This is a genomic window from Haladaptatus salinisoli (genome assembly GCF_020614375.1).
In the GTDB taxonomy this organism is placed as follows: Archaea; Halobacteriota; Halobacteria; order Halobacteriales; family Haladaptataceae; genus Haladaptatus; species Haladaptatus salinisoli.
This window is the reverse complement of sequence record NZ_CP085327.1, coordinates 2,554,288-2,572,116: the sequence shown is the minus strand read 5'-3', so window position 1 is coordinate 2,572,116 and position 17,829 is coordinate 2,554,288. Positions and strand designations below refer to the sequence as shown.

Genomic DNA, 17,829 nt, shown 5'->3' with positions numbered 1-17,829 from the left:
TGCTCGCATCGCTTTCGAACGCGGGGGTCGACGCGACACGGACCGCACCCTTTTTCGGCCCTCCCCCCCAACACGCACCCATGTCAGCGCTGCGCGATGCGTTGCGAGAGCTTCCGGACGCCGTGTTCGCGGACCTGTTGGAGAGCGACGACGAGTACCTCCTCGTCATCGACATGCCCGGCGTCACCGAGGAGACCATCGACATCGACGTGACGAGCGGCCGTCTCCAGATCGAAGCGCGGCGCGAGAAGGACGTGCCGAGGGAGTTCGATTACCTGAGCGAGGAGCGCTCCCTGTTCCTCGACGCCGAACTCCCGCTGCCGCCGGACGCGGCCGGGGCGGGCGGGGAAGCAACCATCGCCCGCGGCGTGCTCGAAATCACGCTCCCGAAGCAGTCGTCGGCCCCGGAGCAATCGATACCCATCGAAGGCCGCTAGCCGGGGTGGTCACTCTGGCATATCTCCGCGCGTACCGCCGGTTCTTCGTCGTGGCGTGGCAGTTCCTCCCGCTCCTGCTGAGCTACGCGCGCGACCGACGCCGATTCCTCCTGTTCGGACCGTCCCGGCGGGTGTCCGCCGAGATGCGAGTCGAGCGGGCCGACACGCTCCTCGAATCGCTGCTGACGCTCGGGCCGACGTTCATCAAACTCGGGCAGCTGCTCTCGACCCGACCCGACATCCTCCCGCCGGAGTACGTGGACGAACTGTCGAAACTGCAGGACGAGGTGCCGCCGGCCCCGTGGGAGGAGGCGGAGAAGGTCGTCGAAGCCGAACTCGGCCCGGTGCGAACGAACTTCGACGAGTTCGACACCGAGGCGATAAGCGGGGCGAGCCTCGGACAGGTGTACGCCGCCCGAATCGACGGCGAGCGGGTGGCGGTGAAGGTTCGCCGACCGAACATCGAGGAGTTGGTGGCGGCCGACCTGCGGGTCATCCGGTGGTCGCTCCCCGTGCTCATGCGGTTCATCGGACAAGCGCGGGCCTTCTCGCTCGAAAATCTCGCCGACGAGTTCGCCCGCACGATTCGACAGGAGATGGACTACGACCGGGAGGCGTCGATGCTCGCCGAGATTCGGTCGAACTTCGACGGCGACGAGAACGTCGAGATTCCGCAGGTCGTCGACAGCCACTCCGGCCCGCGCGTGCTCACGATGGAGTACATCGACGGGACGAAGATAAACCGGGTGGCCGACCTGGACGAACGAGGGATCGATCGTCACGAACTGGCCGAGATGCTCCAGCGCGCCTACCTCCAGATGATAATCGAAGACGGGGTGTTCCACGCCGACCCCCATCCCGGCAACCTCGCGGTCGAGGACGACGGCACCATCGTCTTCTACGACTTCGGGATGAGCGGCCGAGTGGACGAGTTCATCCAGCGCAAGATAGTGGACTTCTACATCGCGGTGGCGAATCAGGACATCGACGGTATTCTGGACGCCCTCATCGAGATGGGCACCCTCAGCCCCGAGGCCGACCGCGCGACGATGGGGAAGGTGATGGAACTCGCCATCGCGGACGCCCGCGGGGAGGACATCGAGACGTACCGCGTCCAGCAGATCGTCTCGCAGGTCGAAGACACGATCTACGAGTTCCCGCTCCGCCTCCCCTCGAACCTCGCGCTCGTCCTGCGGGTGGCGACCGTCGTGGAGGGCGTCTGCGTCACGCTCGACCCCGAGTTCGACTTCATCGCCGTGGCGACGGAGTACCTCACCGAACAGGGGTACCGCGAGGAGTCCATCAAACAGTACCTCTCCGAGACCGGCGACCAACTGCAAGCGTCGGCTCGGTCGCTCGCCCGAACGCCGCCGAAACTGGAGCGGGCGTTGGACCGCGTCGACCGGGACGACTTCTACGTCCGGGCCGACATCGAGGACGGCAACGACGTGGTCGACCTGCTGGCGAAGCGACTCGTCTACGGGATGGTGCTCTCGGTGACGCTGTTCTCGACCGCGTTCCTCTACGCCACCGAAGCGTTTCGCGGCGCCATCGTCGCCGCGGTCGTCTCGCTGGCGCTCGTCGGACTGCTCTACCAGTCGTTCCGCAAGCGCCGCGGCATCCGGGCGACGCCGCAGTTCACCCGCCACGAGATGCGCCAGCGGCGCGGCCGCGAGTAGCCGACGACGGCGGAGACGACAGTCACTTCGTTAAACACGTCTATTTTGCTCTGTATCCGCTCCGTGGGACTTCCTCCGCTTAAATACGGACTCTCTTTCTGGTCAGAAAACGGCGATAATTTTAATATAATCATAGATAATGGTCGGAACGAGTCATGGGTTAACATGAGTGATACGAATCCAACAGTCACGGAGACGGAACGTCGAGAAGAGATACCCGAAGAGCAACCCCTCAGCCGAGCGAAGGCGAGGGAGTACTGGCGAAGGAACGTCAGGCTCATCGCGGTACTGATGACCATCTGGTTCCTCGTCTCGTTCGTCGCGGCGATTCTGCTCGCGGAACCGCTGTCGAACGTGTACATCGGCGAGATACCGGTCTCGTTCTGGTTCGCCCAGCAGGGCGCGATAATCACGTTCGTCCTGCTCATCTTCATCTACATCTGGCGGATGAACAAGCTGGACCGAGAGTACGGAGTGGAGGACTGAGATGCTAGGCTCACTTTTCACCCCGCTCCAAGCGGGACTGAACGTCAACCAGTGGACGTGGATACTGATAATCGGTACGCTGGTGCTGTACTTCGCCATCGCAATCTACACCCACGTGACGGAGGTGTCGGAGTTCTACGTGGCCGGTCGGTCCATTCCGCCGGTCGCCAACGGGGCGGCGGTGGCGGCCGACTGGATGTCCGCCGCGTCGTTCATCTCGATGGCCGGACTCATCGCGGTGCTCGGCTACGACGGGGCGGTGTACCTGATGGGCTGGACCGGCGGGTACGTCGTGCTCGCGCTGCTCATCGCGCCGTACCTCCGAAAGTACGGCCAGTACACCATCCCCGACTTCATCGGCGACCGCTACTACTCGAACACCGCGCGCGGGGTCGCCGCCCTCGCCACCGTCTTCGTCTCGCTGACCTACGTCGCGGGGCAGATGCGCGGGGTCGGCATCGTCCTCTCGCGCTTCCTCGGCGTCGACATCGCGACCGGCATCATCGTCGCGCTCGGGGTCGTCGCGCTCGTCGGATTCCTCGGCGGGATGAAGGCTATCACGTGGACGCAGGCGCTCCAGTACGTCGTCCTCATCATCGCCTACATCATCGTGACCGTGGCCATCTCGGTCACGCTCACGGGGAACCCGCTCCCGCAGATGGCGCTCGTCACCGACGACATCGCCGTCCAACTCTCGCAGCTACAGTCGGACATCCAGATGGGGCGCTACATCGTGCCGTTCGAGAACTACACGATGTTACAGGTGTTCACCATCACGCTCACGCTGATGATCGGGACGGCGGGTCTCCCCCACGTCATCATGCGCTTCTACACGGTTCCGAAGGCGTCCGACGCGCGCAAGTCGGTCGGATGGGCGCTGCTGTTCATCGCCATCCTCTACCTCAGCGCGCCGGTGTTGGCCATCTTCGCCAAGTTCAACCTGATTCGAACGCTCGACGGGCGCTCCATCGCGGAGGCCCAGAGCATCCCGTGGGTGCAGCGGTGGTCCGAGACCGGCCTGCTCACCATCACCGACAAGAACGGGGACGGCGTCATCCAGATGTCCCAGAGCCTCACCGCGCAGGCGAGCGAAGTGGTGCTCGACCCGGACATCATCGTTCTCTCGACGCCCGAGGTCGCACAACTATCGCCGATCGTCATCGCGCTGGTCGCCGCGGGCGGACTGGCCGCCGCGATTTCGACCGCGGACGGGCTGCTCATCGCCATGTCCAGCGCCGTATCGCACGACATCTACTACCGCATCCTCCGGGAGGACGCCAGCGAGCGCGAGCGACTCATCGTGGCGCGCGTCGTCATCCTCGTGGCCGCGGCGGTCGCCGCGCTGTTCGGCATCTACCCGCCGGGATTCGTCGCGGAGGTCGTCGCCATCGCCTTCGGACTGGCCGCCGCGAGCCTGTTCCCGGTCATCCTGTTGGGCATCTTCGACCATCGGATGAACAAGGAGGGTGCCGTCTCGGGGCTGGTCGTCGGCCTGGTGTTCACGCTCATCATGGTCGTGATGATGCGAGCCCACGTCGTGCTCGGCCTCGAAGAGCCGCTGATGGGAACGTTCTTCGGCATCGAAGCGCAGGGTATCGGGCTCGTCGGTTCGATACTGAACTTCGCCGTCGCGTTCACGGTGTCGCGGTTCACGCCGCCGCCGCCGGACGAGATAGAGGACATGGTCGAGGAGATTCGCCTGCCGCGAGGCTCCGCCGAGTCGCCGGTCTACGTGAAGGGGTCGGCGGCCGAAGCGGACCACGCCTCCGAAACCGACGACTGAGGATTCGACGCCCTTTTTATCAATGACCCGAATGATATCCGCATCGATGCCCGCGCCCGAGCCGAAAGCACTCGCACTGCTGTCGATTCGCAGGACGCTCGGCATCTCGGTGTTCCTGTTCGCGTTCTACGTCGCGGCGCACTACGCGTGGGAACTCGCGTTCCCGACGCCCGGCGACCTGGTCGTCATCGTCGCGGTCGTCTTCGCCGGAGTCTGGCTCGGCATCGCCTTCGGCAAGGTGTGGCCGCTCCCGATGGAGACGGGCCGGGAGCGCATCTTCCGAACGCTCATGCTGACGATTCCGGCGCTCGGCATCGGCATCGCGCTCCAGGTGTTCCTCGAAGGCGCTCGGAGCGAACGCGCGATCTACATCGTCTTCGCGCTGGCGGCGTGGCTCGGCTCCGGACTCATCCAGCAGGAATCGACCGACGACTGAACCCGTCGGCTCTCCGCGCTTTTGCGTCCTCTTACGCTCGCTGCTCGTTCGCGCCGCTTCGAACCAGCATGACGGGCGTCGTCGAGTGTCTCGCGACGCGCTCGGCGACGCTGCCGAGGAGGAATCGCCCGAGACCGGTTCTGCCGTGGGTCCCCATCACGACGAGGTCGATACCCTCGTCCTCGGCGTAGTCTAGAATCTCGTCGGCAGGCGCGCCGCGGGCGACCGCCGTGGTGCAGTCGACGCCCGCTTGGGCGGCGGCCTCCGCGACCGCCTCGACCGCCTCGTCGCTGCGGTTCTCGAACGTCTCGACGATCCGTCGCCGAGAGTCCGGGTCGCCCGTGGCGATACCGGCCGTGTTGACGACGTACAGCGCGTGAAGCGTCGCCCCGTACTGGCTAGCCACGTCGAGCGCCGTCTCCAGCGCCGCCTCGGTCTGCTCGCTGCCGTCGGTCGGGAAGAGGACGGTTCGGAACATACGTCTAGATGGATTTTAGACGATTTATCGTTATCTTCAAGAGGCTGTCAGTCCGAGCCTGCGCCCGCCGCGAGTCGCCATCCGGTAGCTTTTCGCGTCTCACGACGAACCCCCCGACGATGCACATCGAACCCTTCGGCCTCGAACGCTGGTTCGCCGAGTACGAACACGAGGCGGACATCATGCTCGCAGAGAGCGGCATCAGGAGCCTGGACGCCGACCGCTTCGACCTCGACCCGGGGAAACTGGACTACGTCATTCCGACGAACGGCGACCCGGAGTTCCGCGCCGAGGTGGGCGAGCGCTACGACCGGAGCGCCGACGAGGTGCTCTTCACCTGCGGAACGCAGGAGGCGAACTTTCTGACGTTCTGCTCCCTGCTCGGGGACGGGGGGCACTCGGTGGTCGTCACGCCCACCTACCAGGCGCTTCACGCCGTCCCGGAGGCGATGGGGGAGGTGAGCCGCGTGTGGCTCGAACCGCCGGAGTGGGAACTGAACGTGGACGCGGTGGCGGACGCGATTCGGGACGACACGCGTGTCGTCGTGTTGAACAACCCCAACAACCCGACCGGACGGTACCACCCGCGGGAGAAGGTCGAGGCTCTCTACGACCTCGCGGAGGACGCCGGGGCCTACCTGCTCTGCGACGAGGTCTATCGGTTGCTCGCGGACGACCCCCTGCCGCCGGTGGCCGGCATGGGCGACCGCGGCATCAGCACGACGAGTTTGACGAAAGCCTACGGTCTCGCGGGGTTGCGGTTCGGCTGGCTGGTCGGGGCGGAGGAGGTCGTGGAGGGCGCGTGGGAGTGGAAGGACTACACGACCATCTCGCCCGGCATCGTCGGCCAGCACGTCGCCCGGCAAGCGTTGGGCGAACAGGAGGGGGAGATACTGGCCGAGAACCGCGACCTCGCGGAGCGCAACCGAAATCGGGTGGGGGAGTTCGTCGAATCGCACGGTCTCGACTGGTACGACCCGGTCGGCGTGAACGGGTTCGTCCGGATTCCCGACTCGTTCGAGGACGGCGAGGCGTTCTGTCGCGGCGTCGTCGAGGAGGAGAGCGTCGTGCTCGCGCCGGGGAACCTGTTCGGCTACGACCGGTACTTCAGAATCGGGTTCGGGCTTCCGGCGGACGAACTGGAAGCGGGACTATCGCGGGTGTCGGCGTTCCTCGATCGGCGGGAGTGAGACGACCGAACCGGTGTTGTCGGAGACGTGACGAGGACGGAGGAACCCCGAAAACGCCGATTCACGCGTCTCGGCTGGCCTCGATGTACGCTTCGAGGAGGGCGGGGAAGTCGCGTCCGCGGAGGTAGCGCAGGCCGAAGTCCTCGGCCCAGTTGACGATTCCCGTGTCCTCGGTGACGACGCCCGCGTCCAGTTCGCGTGCGAGGATGAGCAGGTCGAAGTCCTCGCGGGAATCGAGGACGCCCCGGCGGAGCGTCGACCGGTACTCGCTTCGCAGGTCGGCGATGACCGACCCGACGTCGGCCTCCCCGTCGTCGAAGGCTTCCCGGACGGCCTTCTCGGAGACGCGCAAGCCGCGGTCGACGCGACCGCTCATCTCGTCGATGAACCGGTAGACGAGTTCGGCCGGAATCATCACCTCGAAGCGAGCGGGGTTCTTCTTGATGACCCACGTTTCGAGTTTCGAGAGGACGGGTTCTGCCACGTCGCGCTCGCGAAGAACGGCGGTGAGTTCGTCGTGAACCGAAGGCGGGATGTAACAGGAGATGTTGAGCGAGAGTTTCGCCGTGGCGATAGCGTCGAGGAGTCGGTCGACGGCCGATTCCAGCCCTTCGTCCTCGTCGCGTATCTCCTCCGTGAGAAAGACGGACGTATCGAGAACGAACCGCTGTTTGAGCGGGTGTTCCGGCATGGTTGCCGATTCGTTCGGAGCGGTAATAGCTCTCGCGCGCTCTCCGCCACCGCCTGACGTGTCGGGACCCCTGAGAAACATCCATCATTATCCATGACCTACGTTCAGTCGTTGCGGGAACCGCGAGAACCGACCGGACGACCTCCGTCGATATAGACGGAGGCGCGGAGCAAAAACCGAGCTGCCGGTAACACGGTACCGAGGTCAACGCTCCGACGGAGAACCGAAGCGACTCACAAACCGTCGATACGGACGGTCGCGAAGACCAAGTAACGGACGACGTGAAAACGGCGTTCGTGAAACTGGTGGAAGCCAGCCACGGTCGTACGAGTCGCGGAAAACGTCTCCCGTCCGGGTTCTAATCGCGGCGCTTGCACGGTTCTCTATTCGTCCTTTCGTACTCCGTAGCGCGGCGTTTCCAAACGGTTTATACCGGCGCGAACTCAAATCCGCGGTATGGCGAAAGAGCAAAAGGAAGTCCGCGAACTCAAAGAAGGAAACTACGTCATGATGGACGACGCCGCGTGCGTCATCAACTCCTACAGCACGGCGAAGCCGGGCAAACACGGCAGCGCCAAGGCCCGAATCGAGGGCAAGGGCGTGTTCGACGGGAAGAAGCGCAGCCTGAGCCAGCCGGTCGACGCGAAAATCTGGGTGCCCATCATCAACCGCAAACAGGGGCAGGTCGTCTCCGTCGAGAGCGACACCGTCGCGCAGGTCATGGACCTCGACACGTACGAGACCATCACCATCCAGACGCCCGAGGAGATGGATATCTCGCCCGACGACGAGATAGAGTACCTCCAGATGGAAGACCAGCGCAAAATCGTCCGCTAAATGTTCCCCGGCGCGTCCTCCGACCGCGAGAAAGCGGACTTCGTGGTGGTGGGCGCGCCGCTCGACGCGTCCACCACGTTTCAACCCGGAACGCGGTTCGGTCCCGAACGCATCCGGCGTTTCGCCCGGACGTTCGACGACTACGACCGCCGCACCGGGCGGTTCTTTTCCGACCTCGCAGTGCACGACCACGGCGACGTCCGCGCGTGGGACGACGCCGAGGAGTACCTCGACTACCTCGAAGGCGTCCTGACCGACGTCGTCTGGGACGACGCCCTCCCCCTCGTGCTCGGCGGGGAGCACACCGTCTCACTGGCGGGCGTGCGGGCCGCGGAACCGGACGTCTTCGTCTGCCTCGACGCCCACCTCGACCTGCGCGAGGCGTACGACGGTAACCCCCTGAGCCACGCGACCGTCACCCGACACGCCCTCGACGTCGCCGACGAAGCGGTCGTCCTCGGCGCGCGAACCGGCAGCGAGGAGGAGTGGGAGCGCGCCGCCGAGGCCGACGTGACCGTCGTGCCGCCCGAGGACGTGGCCGACTGGGAACCCGACTTCGACGGGACCGCGTACCTCAGCGTGGACGTCGACGCCGCGGACCCCGGCTTCGCGCCCGGCACCGGAACCATGGAACCCTTCGGTCTCTCGCCCCGCGAGGTACGCGACGTGGTTCGGGACGTGGCCGAAACCGGCGAGGTCGTCGGATTCGACGTCGTCGAGGTCAACGACCGAGACGACGGGCAGGCCGCCTCGCTGGGCGGGAAACTCCTCCGGGAGTTCGTCTTCGCGCACGCCGGAAGCGAGTAGAACCGCGGCGAAAAAGCGGCCGAGGGGAGTCGAGCGTTCTTTTCCGAACGGTGACTGCGCGAGCAGACGGCGTTCCGGGCTTCGCGTTCGGATTCGCGGAACTCGTCGAAGTCGCGGAGTTCCGCCCGAGTCGAAGCTATCGCGGAATCGTCGTCCCGCCGGAAAATCGAGCGGCGCGGGGCCGCATCAGAGCTTGCGCCGTAGTTTACTCACGATACGTCGCCTGAACCGTCGTGGCAGGCGTCGCCACGCGAACATCGCCTTACGGAACTTACCCATGACGTGACACCTCGATTACCGCTCGTCCCCCGAACGGGGGAGCGAAGGTAGTCACCGAAGCGATTTAACGGTGATGGCGGAGACGAGGGGCGGACGTCGCGGAATCACCGCGAACCGAGCGTCCCGGGTCCAGCGGCCGAGAGGAAAGCCGAGAATACAAGCCGTCCGCCCCACGACGATGGGGTATGAACCTCGCCGAACTCGCCGAGCGATACGACGACCGACTGCGAACCGACGACTTCGCGGACGTGGACGCCAGCGCGAACGGGCTTCAGGTCGGCCCCGACGACCGCGACGTGGAGCGCGTCGCCTTCGCCGTGGACGCCGCGGAACGGACCATCGAGGAGGCGGCGGACCGGGACGCGGACGCGCTCGTCGTCCACCACGGCCTCTCGTGGGGCGGCATCGAGCGCGTGACGGGACGTCAGTACCGCCGAATCGCACCCCTCGTCGAGAACGACGTGGCGCTGTACGTCTCCCACCTCCCGCTGGACTCGCACCCCGAACTCGGCAACGCGGCGGGAATCGCGGACCTGCTCGGCCTCGATTCGCGGGAACCGTTCGGCCGGATGGGACCGGAGCACGTCGGCCAGCGGGGGCGAGGCTCGTTCTCGGTCGAGGAAGTTCACGACCTGCTGGCGGGGGAACTGGACACCGGCGGCCGAGGAGTTCGTGTGCTCGATTTCGGCCCGGAGACCGTCGAAGACGTGGCCATCGTCACCGGAAGCGGGGCGGACTGGCTGGACGAGGCGGTGGCCGTCGGCGCGGACGCGCTGATAACGGGCGAAGGCAAACAGAAGGTCTACCACGAGGCGCGCGAGGCGGAAATCGACGTCTTCCTCGCGGGCCACTACGCGACGGAGACGTTCGGCGTGCGGTCGCTCCGATCGCTCGCCGAGGAGTGGGGGCTCGAGACGACGTTCATCGCCGCACCGACGGGGCTGTAACTACTCCGTCACCGTCGCTGATTTTTCCGGAATCGTCATACGATTTCGTCCAAAGAGGAGGTATTAAAAGGGGGGACGACGAGGAGTGGGACGTGTCCTGCGGGTTTCAACGGTTCGAGAGGACCGCCGGGACAACCGGGTCACGTCCCGGTCTCGCAGGACACGGGCCGCCGCCGACCGGCCCCGATAGCCGAACCCTCGGGTTGCGGCTAATCGAAGCGCCGCTGGCGCCCGACCCCGCGCCACGCGCGCCCTCGCGGCAGTCGGCAACACAGTTTCTGATGCTGTATCGCGTCTGGTAGGTAACGGAACGCAGAAGGTGACGTTCGTAGACTGTGACGTACTCAATGAGTTTCATCGTCGAAATCGAGGTGCCCGCCGATGCGTTCCCGCTCGGAGAACTCATCGAGCGCCACCCGGACGCGCACGTCGAACTCGAACAACTCGTCCCCACCAGCGACGGCTTGCTTCCGTTCTTCTGGGTGCGGAACGTGAGCGCGGACGACGTCGCCGTGACCGACGAGGAGGAACCGGCGGTCGACTCCATCATCGTGCTCGACGACACGGACGATGCGCTGCTCTGTCGGATGGTCTGGAACCGCGACGAGGAGGGGTTACAGGACATCATCGTGAACGAACCGACCGCGCTGCTCGAAGCCAGCGGGTCGGCGGACGGTTGGCAGTTTCAGTTCCGATTCATCGACCAGACCGCCGCACGTCGGTTGCGCGAGGAGCTTTCGGCGTTCGGAATCCCGTTCGAAGTCATGCGCGTCTACTCCGTGCGGGAGATGCGCGAGCGCCAGTACGACATCACGCCCGAACAACACGAGGCGCTGGTCACGATGCACCAAGCGGGATTCTTCGAAACGCCGCGTCGAACGACGCTCGCGGAGGTCGCTCGGGGTCTCGGCATCTCGCCGCAAGCGCTGTCGGCGCGCTATCGACGCGGACTCAACTCGTTCCTCGAAAGTACGCTGTACGAGACGGAGTGAGTGACATTCACACTCACGGGACTTAAATACACGAACGTCTCAACCCGAACCGTTCAACCAGTAGCGCCGGTAGCATCGACGTGACCCATACGATGACCACCGACGACGAAGAGCCGTTCACCACCGACTTCGAAGACGGACGACGGCCCTCGGAGGCCGTCGTCGAAGCCGTGGCCGCCGTGGAAGGCGTCCCCGCGCTGCAACTCGACCCTCCCCTGTACCACGTGCTCGACCCCGAGGCGCTCGATTCGTTGCTGACGGGTGGCTCCCGGCCGGAGAGAATCGCGTTCTCCTACCACGGCTACGATGTCGACGTCCGGCGCGACGGCCACATCACCGTCGAGTAATCGCGGCGCTCAAGTCGGTGGCTCTCACAGGACGAGTATGAACCACCGCGACGAGGACGGCGACCGCGAAGACGGCGACGAGGCGGACGAGCACCGCGTCCACCGCGAGGAGTTCCACCACGACCCCATCGCCCACGCGGAAGTGCGGGCCGGCATGACCGTCGGCGAGTTGGCCGACGAGTACGGCTCCGCGGGCGTGGGCGCGGCGAACCTGCACGAGGCGGTGGACATCTACGCCGAGATGCTGGGCGACGACGTGACCAACTTCTTCGGCCTCGCGGGCGCGATGGTGCCGACGGGGATGCGCCGAATCGTCGCCGACCTCATCCGCGACGGCCACATCGACGCGCTGGTGACGACGGGCGCGAACCTCACCCACGACGCCATCGAAGCCATCGGGGGCAAGCACCACCACGGAAGGGACGAACAGCACGGCAAGTCGATGCGCGAGCACGACGAGCAGCTGCGCGACGAGGAGGTGGACAGGATATACAACGTCTATCTGCCGCAGGAACACTTCGCGCTGTTCGAGTCCCACCTGCGCTCTGAGGTCTTCCCCAACATCGAGGAGACGGTGAGCATCCAACGCATGACCGAGGAACTCGGACGCGCCAACAGCGAGGTGAACGACCGAGAGGGAGTCGAGGAGGACGCCGGAATCGCGGCGGCGGCCTACGAGAACGACGTTCCCGTCTACTGCCCCGCCGTGCAGGATTCGGTGTTGGGACTGCAGGCGTGGATGTACTCCCAGACCTCCGATTTCACGCTGGACGCCCTGCGGGATATGACCCACCTCACCGACATCGCGTTCGAGGCCGAGAAGTCCGGCGCGATGGTCGTCGGCGGCGGCGTGCCCAAGAACTACGTCCTCCAGACGATGCTCGTCTCGCCCTCGGCCTACGATTACGGCGTCCAGTTGACGATGGACCCGCCGGAGACGGGTGGGCTCTCGGGAGCGACGCTGGACGAGGCGCGCTCGTGGGGGAAACTGGAGAAAGCGGCGCGGAACGCGAGCGTCTACGCCGACGCGACGATCACGCTTCCGCTGGTGGTCGCGGCGGCGCGCGACCGAATCGAATCCGATCAGCGGTAGCCCATATCGCGGAGTCGTTCGCGGGTGTCCGTCTCGACGAACGCCCGCTCGAAGACGTTCGTTCCGAGCGGTCGCCGGGAGGACACCGTGTACCAGAGTCCGTTGTAGACCGTCTGCCCCGCCTTCAACAGCGCTCCTCGTCGATCGCCGCGAGCGTTTCGGGCCGTCTCCGCCAGCCACCCGGAGACGTCGGTCGGCACGGTGGCCGTACGACGCGCGGAGGGAAAAGCGTCGGCGCGAACAGTACGGTCGTGGTGTAACCTAATCGCCGCGTCAGTACCGGGTGAACGACGCCGAACCGATTTCTATCCGGACGAGCGTGTTCTCCGAATACGCGCTCTCCGGAGCGCCGTACCGCGGATTGATGCGAGCGGTGGCCTCCCGCTTTTGCGCTTCGTCCTCGACCACGGTCGCCGTCCCCTGCATCGTGACCATCCACTCCGCGCGCCCGTCGGTGTCCTTCTGAATCGAGAGGGCGACGCGGGGGTTCCTCCGGATGTTCGCCAGCTTCCGCCCGGTCGTGAGCACCGACACCGTTCCGTCGTCGTAGTGGTACCAGACCGGGGCGACGTGCGGTCGCTCGTCGGTGCACGTCGCGAGGTGCGCGATGACCGATTCCTCGGCGAGCAACGCTTCCGCTTCGGCGGGGAGTACGTCAGTCACGGGCGGAGGAATGATGGCCGCGGGAAAAGGGATTCCGGTGCGGTTCGCGCGCCGCATCGGGACTTACCGTTCCGACGCGTCCGCCGTCGTCGGTTCGACCAGCCGAACCGTCTCGTCGGTCACCTCCTCGACGGCGGAGGGTTGGAGGCGGAACGCCTCCGGATTCTCGGCGTCCCACTCGTAGACGTCGCTCATCTCGTGTTCCACCTCGTCGGGCGGCGCGCCTCGGTCGACGCGAATCGTCCGCCCCGCGCCGGCCGCCGAATTCAAGGCTCGCGGTCGCAAAGTCCGCCGCGTGCTCGTCCTCGGAGACGCCCACGCGGACGACCCCGACAACCGGCGCGCCCTCTTCGCGGCCTACCGCGACGCCGAAGCGAGGGGAGAAGAAGCGGCGCTACAGGTCGGCGACCTCCTGCACTACGACGTGCCGACGCCGACGTGGTTCGTCGCGGGTAACAACGAGGACTTCGACGTCATCGACGCGCTCAGGCGCGGCGACAGCGCGCTCACCGCCTCCCGCCCCGAACTGCTCGCCGGCACCGCGGTCGAACTGGAGGGGCTGCGCATCGCCGGGCTCTCGGGCAACTACGCGCCGACGCAGTACGACCGCCCGCGGAGCGAACTCGCGGGCGACCGCCGCCGCCACTTCGTCCGCGAGGACGTCGAGCGCGCCGCGAACCTGTCGGGCGTGGACGTGTTCCTGACGCACGAAGCGCCGCACGGCGTCGTTCGAATCGGCGGCCGCGCCGTCGGCAGTAATCCGGTGGACGAACTGCTGACCGAACTCGAACCGACGCTCTGCCTCGTCGGTCACTACCACCGGCACGTCGAAGGGACGTTCGGAGAGACCCGCGTGGTGAGCCTCGCGCCGGTGTGGGAGTCCTACTACACCCTCGACCCGGAGACGCTGGCGCTCGAACGACACGATACGCCCGAGGAATCGCCGTAGCGAGTGAAGGAGTTTTTGTGCTCGGATGTGTAGGCTCCGGTGGCCGATGACGAGAAGCGCGTTCCGAACCGGCGTGGCGGCCGGTTGTGAGGAACCCTATGAGTGCCGAGGCCGAACTATTACCGACTCTTCATTTCTCTCGCTCATCCTGGAACAGTAGAATTCAGACAGCAGCGCATAACGTGAGTGCTGAGCTCGAACGGTTAGAAAATCCGACCTCCATCGGATGACTATTATTTTATATGTCTACCGGTTTCCTCTCTATTATATAGAATGTCTGGAAACCGGCCAAAAGTAGCATCCTACTTTTAGAACACCGTACTACCTTCATCTATCGAATTCATCGGTATTGCCAGTCGATTCCGGAATCAGATTGTAGCGACGATTACCCTAACCACGCTGCTGGTCGCAATCTTCCAAGTAGAGGTCCTCACAGCTAACCTTTTAGACTATTCCTCAGCACAACTATTGTTAGATTCTCTTTCTAGAGAAGCTAAAATTATTCTTGCGGCAACAGTTGGCCCATTCATACACCAAGGACCCGGCCATCTAACCGACAATCTTGGTGTCCTGCTCATTGCAGGAGCTTATCTAGAGTATGAATATAATCGAAACTTCCTCTACACCTTCTATCTAGGAGTCGGATACCTTGCAGCTTGGGCCCCGCTTTCGCTCGGCTTCACGGGTGCTATCGGTGCAAGCGGTGTAACCTACGGACTCACCACTTGGCTGCTTGTTCACTCAATTAGCCGGCCTTTGGAAATGGCATACAATGGCGCGATTGACCGGCGAATACTTCACCTTGCTCCAGTCTTCTTCGGTCTCGCAAAGGCAAGAGAGGCAGCCGCAATTCTCGGCATGATGGCTGGAGCCGACGACGTCACGCACTTTTTCGGTGCGTTTGTTGGCTTACTTCTGGGGATATATTTCGTACTGAACTACTACGACATCCAAACGCCCAATCTGTAGATGCCGAACTCAACGTACTGAATTCTACTTAGATAGGGACCGTACTTCTACTTTAGGGTAAAGTATTTGTCGCTCGGTTAATCACTCCTAACATAATGTCAGCAGGAGGGATGAATCCTGATATCTATCAGCATTTCCGCGACGACGAGGAAATCGTTGAGTACTATTCGCGGAACCTTTCTCGACCGCAAGTAAACCGACTGGCTGAAATTGAGTCTACAAGCATACCCGGCACGAACATCCCCTCAGACTGTGAAATTCTTCTTGAAGACGGTGCATTAGAAACCTTCCACGAGTACACCGCCGAGCTGTTCGGTATCGGGTCGTCTACGATTATCGAGGGAATCCGTGCGTTGGATACGGAACGCATGACGGATATTTCGGACCGGGAGATGGACGAGAAGCAGTCTCTCATTCTCTATTTAATTGACTGGGATTGGCGTGACAAGCTGGAGATTATCAAGGCGCTGAAGACCTTCAAGACGAAGCGGACGTACAAACGGAAGCAAATCTCCGGCGAGCGTTCCTTTGAGGACCTGACGGACGACGTCAAGGAAGAGCTTAGGGCGCAGTACGAACAGGAACTGCCAGAGATAAATGAACGACGGAAGCATAAGGTCAAATTCAAGGGTGTAGATATAATCGAAGATACGGACCTTATGATTCGGTTTGACGCCGAAGCCAAGGCCAGCCGTTATCGTCAGTTCCGGTTTCGAGAGCAGGAGGATTGGAAGTACGAAGCGGATGGCGAGATGGAGACTGAGATTATCAAGTACTGGCCGCTAACTACGGAATATCTGTATATCGACTATGGCCGGAAGGAGTACGACTACGATATCTCACGGTCAGAGGAGAATCTGACTCGAATCGCTATAGAGACCCTATTCGAGGACGCTGATTTCGGGGAGGACGTCGAGTTTGCTGACCCGACAGATTTCGAGGATAGTACACCACAAGACTTCGTCGCCTCGCGGATTGAGGACCAGAAGGAGGCGCTCGAGGATACTGACCTGCTTAACGACGGGAAGAAAGAGCAATACGCCAATATTCTCGACGACCTAGATTCCGTAGAACAAACAGCAATCGTACTCGAGAACGTCAATGTAGAGGGGAACCCCACTCGAATTGAGATTGAGACTGATGACCCTATTTCGGATTTCTTAGGGCCTCATAACCTGGAAGAGAGGCTTGAGGAATTCAACCAGAAGAGCCAACAGAGAGAGTATACTCTTCGTTTGGGCGACCGAGAAATCCACGTCAGCGGCTCCAAAATATCCATCATGGGGAGTATCAGTAAGGACGAGGAGCAGGTAATCACCTCCCTGCTTCGTAAGGACGGGGCGTCAGTATGACGACCAACCCCGTTCACGAGAGCCTCAGGTTTCGGTTCAACGAGCAGTTTTCAGCAGACCAGCTACCGGATGAACTGGATGGGAATGAGTTTGTTGCTAAACATGAGAACAACTCAATAGTCTGCCCCGAGGGGGAATGCACTGAGAAAGTGAATGTTGCTGACTCGGACCCTCCACAATTCGTTTGTCCTAAGGGTCACATCAACCCATACGACGAGTCGAAGCGCTTCTACTTCGATATAGATACCTCACGAGCGATTGAGGAACTACTGAGTGAAGTCGCTATCGAGGGTCAAGCTGAACGCGACGGTGGCCTTGCTGTGGTCGAAGATTCGGAGACGACGTTCGTTGTTGTTCCCGGCGACTACCGCGATACCCTTTTACAGAATCTTGGGCAGTATCTTAGCGGACACCGGAACATCTGCATTATGACCTTTACTAACGACTGTCGGGATGGGATTAAGCGATTTATCGACCGGTTTGGGGGTCTTTCGATGGTCGTACAACCGCCGAACGTGAAACGGAAGGTCTCAAAATTCACGTCTCTCGTCGACATTCGGAATTCTGTCGAGGCAGATTATCTCCCAGAGAATGAGGAAGTTCCAGAAGATCTCGTTCAGAAAATCCACGATAATCCTCAATTCGTCGTTAGCGAGCTGATCAACTACGAGAAAATTGAGGGGAGCAAAGCCGAGCGTGAGCGTATGGAACAACTCAGTACGCTGGCCTTCTCGCAACTGATGAACTTCCCGCTCAATTCGTTGGGTATGGCCGACCGGGGGAATCGAATTCCCGATGGCTTCGGGTTTATTTTCGACCGGGACGGCTCGAACGACCCACTCCTAATCCTCGACTCTAAGAGTGTAAGCAGTAAGACACGAGCTTATCCGAAAATCACAGAGGCGGACGATGCTCAGTATAGAAAATATCTGGAAATCGCGGAGGACATCTCGTACCAGCATGGGATTTCTCAGCGAGCAGTCGTATTCATCTCACCAGAGTATAGTGAGAGCAAAATCCATGATTTCCTTGATGAATTAGGACGGTCGGATTTAGACGAATTCCGGGTTCTCTTCATGGAACTAGAAGCCTTAGCGGCGCTGCTACTGCTCCGTAGTACCCATGCTATTGACCGGAAAATCAGGCTCGACAAGGGACGGTGGGAACAACTCTTGTACAATCTGGTTGTTGACCCAAAGTTCGACCGTGAACCGGAGGATTATGAATTAGAGAGAAAGAACGCTGACGTCATCGACAAACAAGTTGTTGTAGAGCACATCTCCCAGAGCCTTGATGAGCAGCGCAGCAAGGAAGAAATCATCAAGACAATCGAAGAGAAATTCAAGGAATTCGACCCCCATAAGATCTAAGCGAGAGCTCCGTATCTGCTGATATCCTCTATAGTGTTACCGAG

22 protein-coding genes are annotated in these 17,829 nt (G+C 62.4%); 17 read left to right on the top strand and 5 right to left on the bottom strand.

Going from position 1 to position 17,829, the window contains the following annotated elements; all coding sequences use genetic code 11:
• The first annotated feature begins 80 nt into the window (after positions 1-80).
• The 5 genes from LIX00_RS14140 to LIX00_RS14120 all read left to right on the top strand — a co-directional run bounded on the left by LIX00_RS14140 (position 81) and on the right by LIX00_RS14120 (position 4,821).
• The gene (locus LIX00_RS14140) at positions 81-437 is read left to right on the top strand and encodes an Hsp20/alpha crystallin family protein (protein ID WP_227353831.1); all 357 of its coding nucleotides are present in this window, start codon (positions 81-83) and stop codon (positions 435-437) included.
• A 5-nt stretch (positions 438-442) separates the two neighbouring features.
• Positions 443-2,116, top strand: a complete 1,674-nt coding sequence (locus LIX00_RS14135) for an ABC1 kinase family protein (RefSeq protein ID WP_227353830.1) — start codon at positions 443-445, stop codon at positions 2,114-2,116.
• Positions 2,117-2,281: 165 nt separating this feature from the next.
• The gene (locus tag LIX00_RS14130) at positions 2,282-2,602 is read left to right on the top strand and encodes a DUF4212 domain-containing protein (RefSeq protein WP_227353829.1); all 321 of its coding nucleotides are present in this window, start codon (positions 2,282-2,284) and stop codon (positions 2,600-2,602) included.
• Between the two features lies 1 nt (position 2,603).
• A complete protein-coding gene (locus LIX00_RS14125; protein ID WP_227353828.1) occupies positions 2,604-4,385 on the top strand; it encodes a sodium:solute symporter family protein in 1,782 nt (593 codons plus the stop codon).
• Positions 4,386-4,431: 46 nt separating this feature from the next.
• The gene (locus LIX00_RS14120) at positions 4,432-4,821 is read left to right on the top strand and encodes a hypothetical protein (RefSeq protein WP_227353827.1); all 390 of its coding nucleotides are present in this window, start codon (positions 4,432-4,434) and stop codon (positions 4,819-4,821) included.
• A gap of 31 nt (positions 4,822-4,852) precedes the next feature.
• Here the strand turns inward: LIX00_RS14120 and LIX00_RS14115 are convergent, their stop codons facing one another.
• Positions 4,853-5,299 (bottom strand): universal stress protein, encoded by a 447-nt coding sequence (locus tag LIX00_RS14115; protein ID WP_227353826.1) that lies wholly within the window; start codon positions 5,297-5,299, stop codon positions 4,853-4,855.
• Positions 5,300-5,418: 119 nt separating this feature from the next.
• Here LIX00_RS14115 and LIX00_RS14110 point away from each other — a divergent pair, with 119 nt between their 5' ends.
• Positions 5,419-6,489 carry an aminotransferase class I/II-fold pyridoxal phosphate-dependent enzyme gene (locus LIX00_RS14110; protein ID WP_227353825.1) on the top strand — a complete coding sequence of 357 codons (1,071 nt, stop codon included), beginning with the start codon at positions 5,419-5,421 and terminating at the stop codon, positions 6,487-6,489.
• A 61-nt stretch (positions 6,490-6,550) separates the two neighbouring features.
• Here LIX00_RS14110 and LIX00_RS14105 read toward each other — a convergent pair whose 3' ends face one another.
• Positions 6,551-7,180 (bottom strand): RNA ligase partner protein, encoded by a 630-nt coding sequence (locus LIX00_RS14105; RefSeq protein WP_227353824.1) that lies wholly within the window; start codon positions 7,178-7,180, stop codon positions 6,551-6,553.
• Positions 7,181-7,636: 456 nt separating this feature from the next.
• Here LIX00_RS14105 and LIX00_RS14100 point away from each other — a divergent pair, with 456 nt between their 5' ends.
• The 7 genes from LIX00_RS14100 (at position 7,637) to LIX00_RS14070 (ending at position 12,482) form a co-directional block, all read left to right on the top strand.
• Positions 7,637-8,017 carry a translation initiation factor IF-5A gene (locus tag LIX00_RS14100; protein ID WP_227353823.1) on the top strand — a complete coding sequence of 127 codons (381 nt, stop codon included), beginning with the start codon at positions 7,637-7,639 and terminating at the stop codon, positions 8,015-8,017.
• Entirely contained in the window at positions 8,018-8,824 is an 807-nt protein-coding gene (speB, locus tag LIX00_RS14095) for an agmatinase (protein WP_227353822.1), read from the top strand.
• A 50-nt stretch (positions 8,825-8,874) separates the two neighbouring features.
• Positions 8,875-9,051: a hypothetical protein gene (locus tag LIX00_RS14090; RefSeq protein ID WP_227353821.1), complete on the top strand. Its 177-nt coding sequence runs from the start codon at positions 8,875-8,877 to the stop codon at positions 9,049-9,051.
• Positions 9,052-9,288: 237 nt separating this feature from the next.
• Entirely contained in the window at positions 9,289-10,050 is a 762-nt protein-coding gene (locus LIX00_RS14085; RefSeq protein ID WP_227353820.1) for a Nif3-like dinuclear metal center hexameric protein, read from the top strand.
• A gap of 347 nt (positions 10,051-10,397) precedes the next feature.
• Positions 10,398-11,042: a bacterio-opsin activator domain-containing protein gene (locus tag LIX00_RS14080; protein WP_227353819.1), complete on the top strand. Its 645-nt coding sequence runs from the start codon at positions 10,398-10,400 to the stop codon at positions 11,040-11,042.
• 92 nt (positions 11,043-11,134) lie between these two features.
• A complete protein-coding gene (locus tag LIX00_RS14075) occupies positions 11,135-11,389 on the top strand; it encodes a HalOD1 output domain-containing protein (protein WP_227353818.1) in 255 nt (84 codons plus the stop codon).
• A gap of 37 nt (positions 11,390-11,426) precedes the next feature.
• Positions 11,427-12,482, top strand: a complete 1,056-nt coding sequence (locus LIX00_RS14070) for a deoxyhypusine synthase (RefSeq protein WP_227353817.1) — start codon at positions 11,427-11,429, stop codon at positions 12,480-12,482.
• On the opposite strand, the gene LIX00_RS14065 is transcribed toward LIX00_RS14070, so the two are convergent.
• The 3 genes from LIX00_RS14065 to LIX00_RS14055 form a co-directional block, all read right to left on the bottom strand.
• Positions 12,473-12,682: a hypothetical protein gene (locus LIX00_RS14065; protein WP_227353816.1), complete on the bottom strand. Its 210-nt coding sequence runs from the start codon at positions 12,680-12,682 to the stop codon at positions 12,473-12,475. The two genes, LIX00_RS14070 and LIX00_RS14065, sit on opposite strands and share 10 nt — an antisense overlap.
• A gap of 73 nt (positions 12,683-12,755) precedes the next feature.
• Positions 12,756-13,145 (bottom strand): pyridoxamine 5'-phosphate oxidase family protein, encoded by a 390-nt coding sequence (locus tag LIX00_RS14060; RefSeq protein ID WP_227353815.1) that lies wholly within the window; start codon positions 13,143-13,145, stop codon positions 12,756-12,758.
• Between the two features lie 63 nt (positions 13,146-13,208).
• Positions 13,209-13,415 (bottom strand): hypothetical protein, encoded by a 207-nt coding sequence (locus tag LIX00_RS14055; RefSeq protein ID WP_227353814.1) that lies wholly within the window; start codon positions 13,413-13,415, stop codon positions 13,209-13,211.
• A gap of 25 nt (positions 13,416-13,440) precedes the next feature.
• On the opposite strand from LIX00_RS14055, the gene LIX00_RS14050 reads away from it, so the two are divergent.
• From LIX00_RS14050 to LIX00_RS14035, 4 genes are all read left to right on the top strand, one after another.
• Positions 13,441-14,094 carry a metallophosphoesterase family protein gene (locus LIX00_RS14050; RefSeq protein ID WP_227353813.1) on the top strand — a complete coding sequence of 218 codons (654 nt, stop codon included), beginning with the start codon at positions 13,441-13,443 and terminating at the stop codon, positions 14,092-14,094.
• 468 nt (positions 14,095-14,562) lie between these two features.
• Positions 14,563-15,063 (top strand): rhomboid family intramembrane serine protease, encoded by a 501-nt coding sequence (locus LIX00_RS14045; RefSeq protein WP_227353812.1) that lies wholly within the window; start codon positions 14,563-14,565, stop codon positions 15,061-15,063.
• A gap of 95 nt (positions 15,064-15,158) precedes the next feature.
• On the top strand, positions 15,159-16,415 hold the full coding sequence (locus LIX00_RS14040; RefSeq protein WP_227353811.1) for a hypothetical protein: 1,257 nt from the start codon (positions 15,159-15,161) through the stop codon (positions 16,413-16,415).
• The gene (locus LIX00_RS14035; protein WP_227353810.1) at positions 16,412-17,785 is read left to right on the top strand and encodes a hypothetical protein; all 1,374 of its coding nucleotides are present in this window, start codon (positions 16,412-16,414) and stop codon (positions 17,783-17,785) included. The genes LIX00_RS14040 and LIX00_RS14035 overlap by 4 nt, the downstream gene beginning before the upstream one ends.
• Positions 17,786-17,829: the final 44 nt, after the last annotated feature.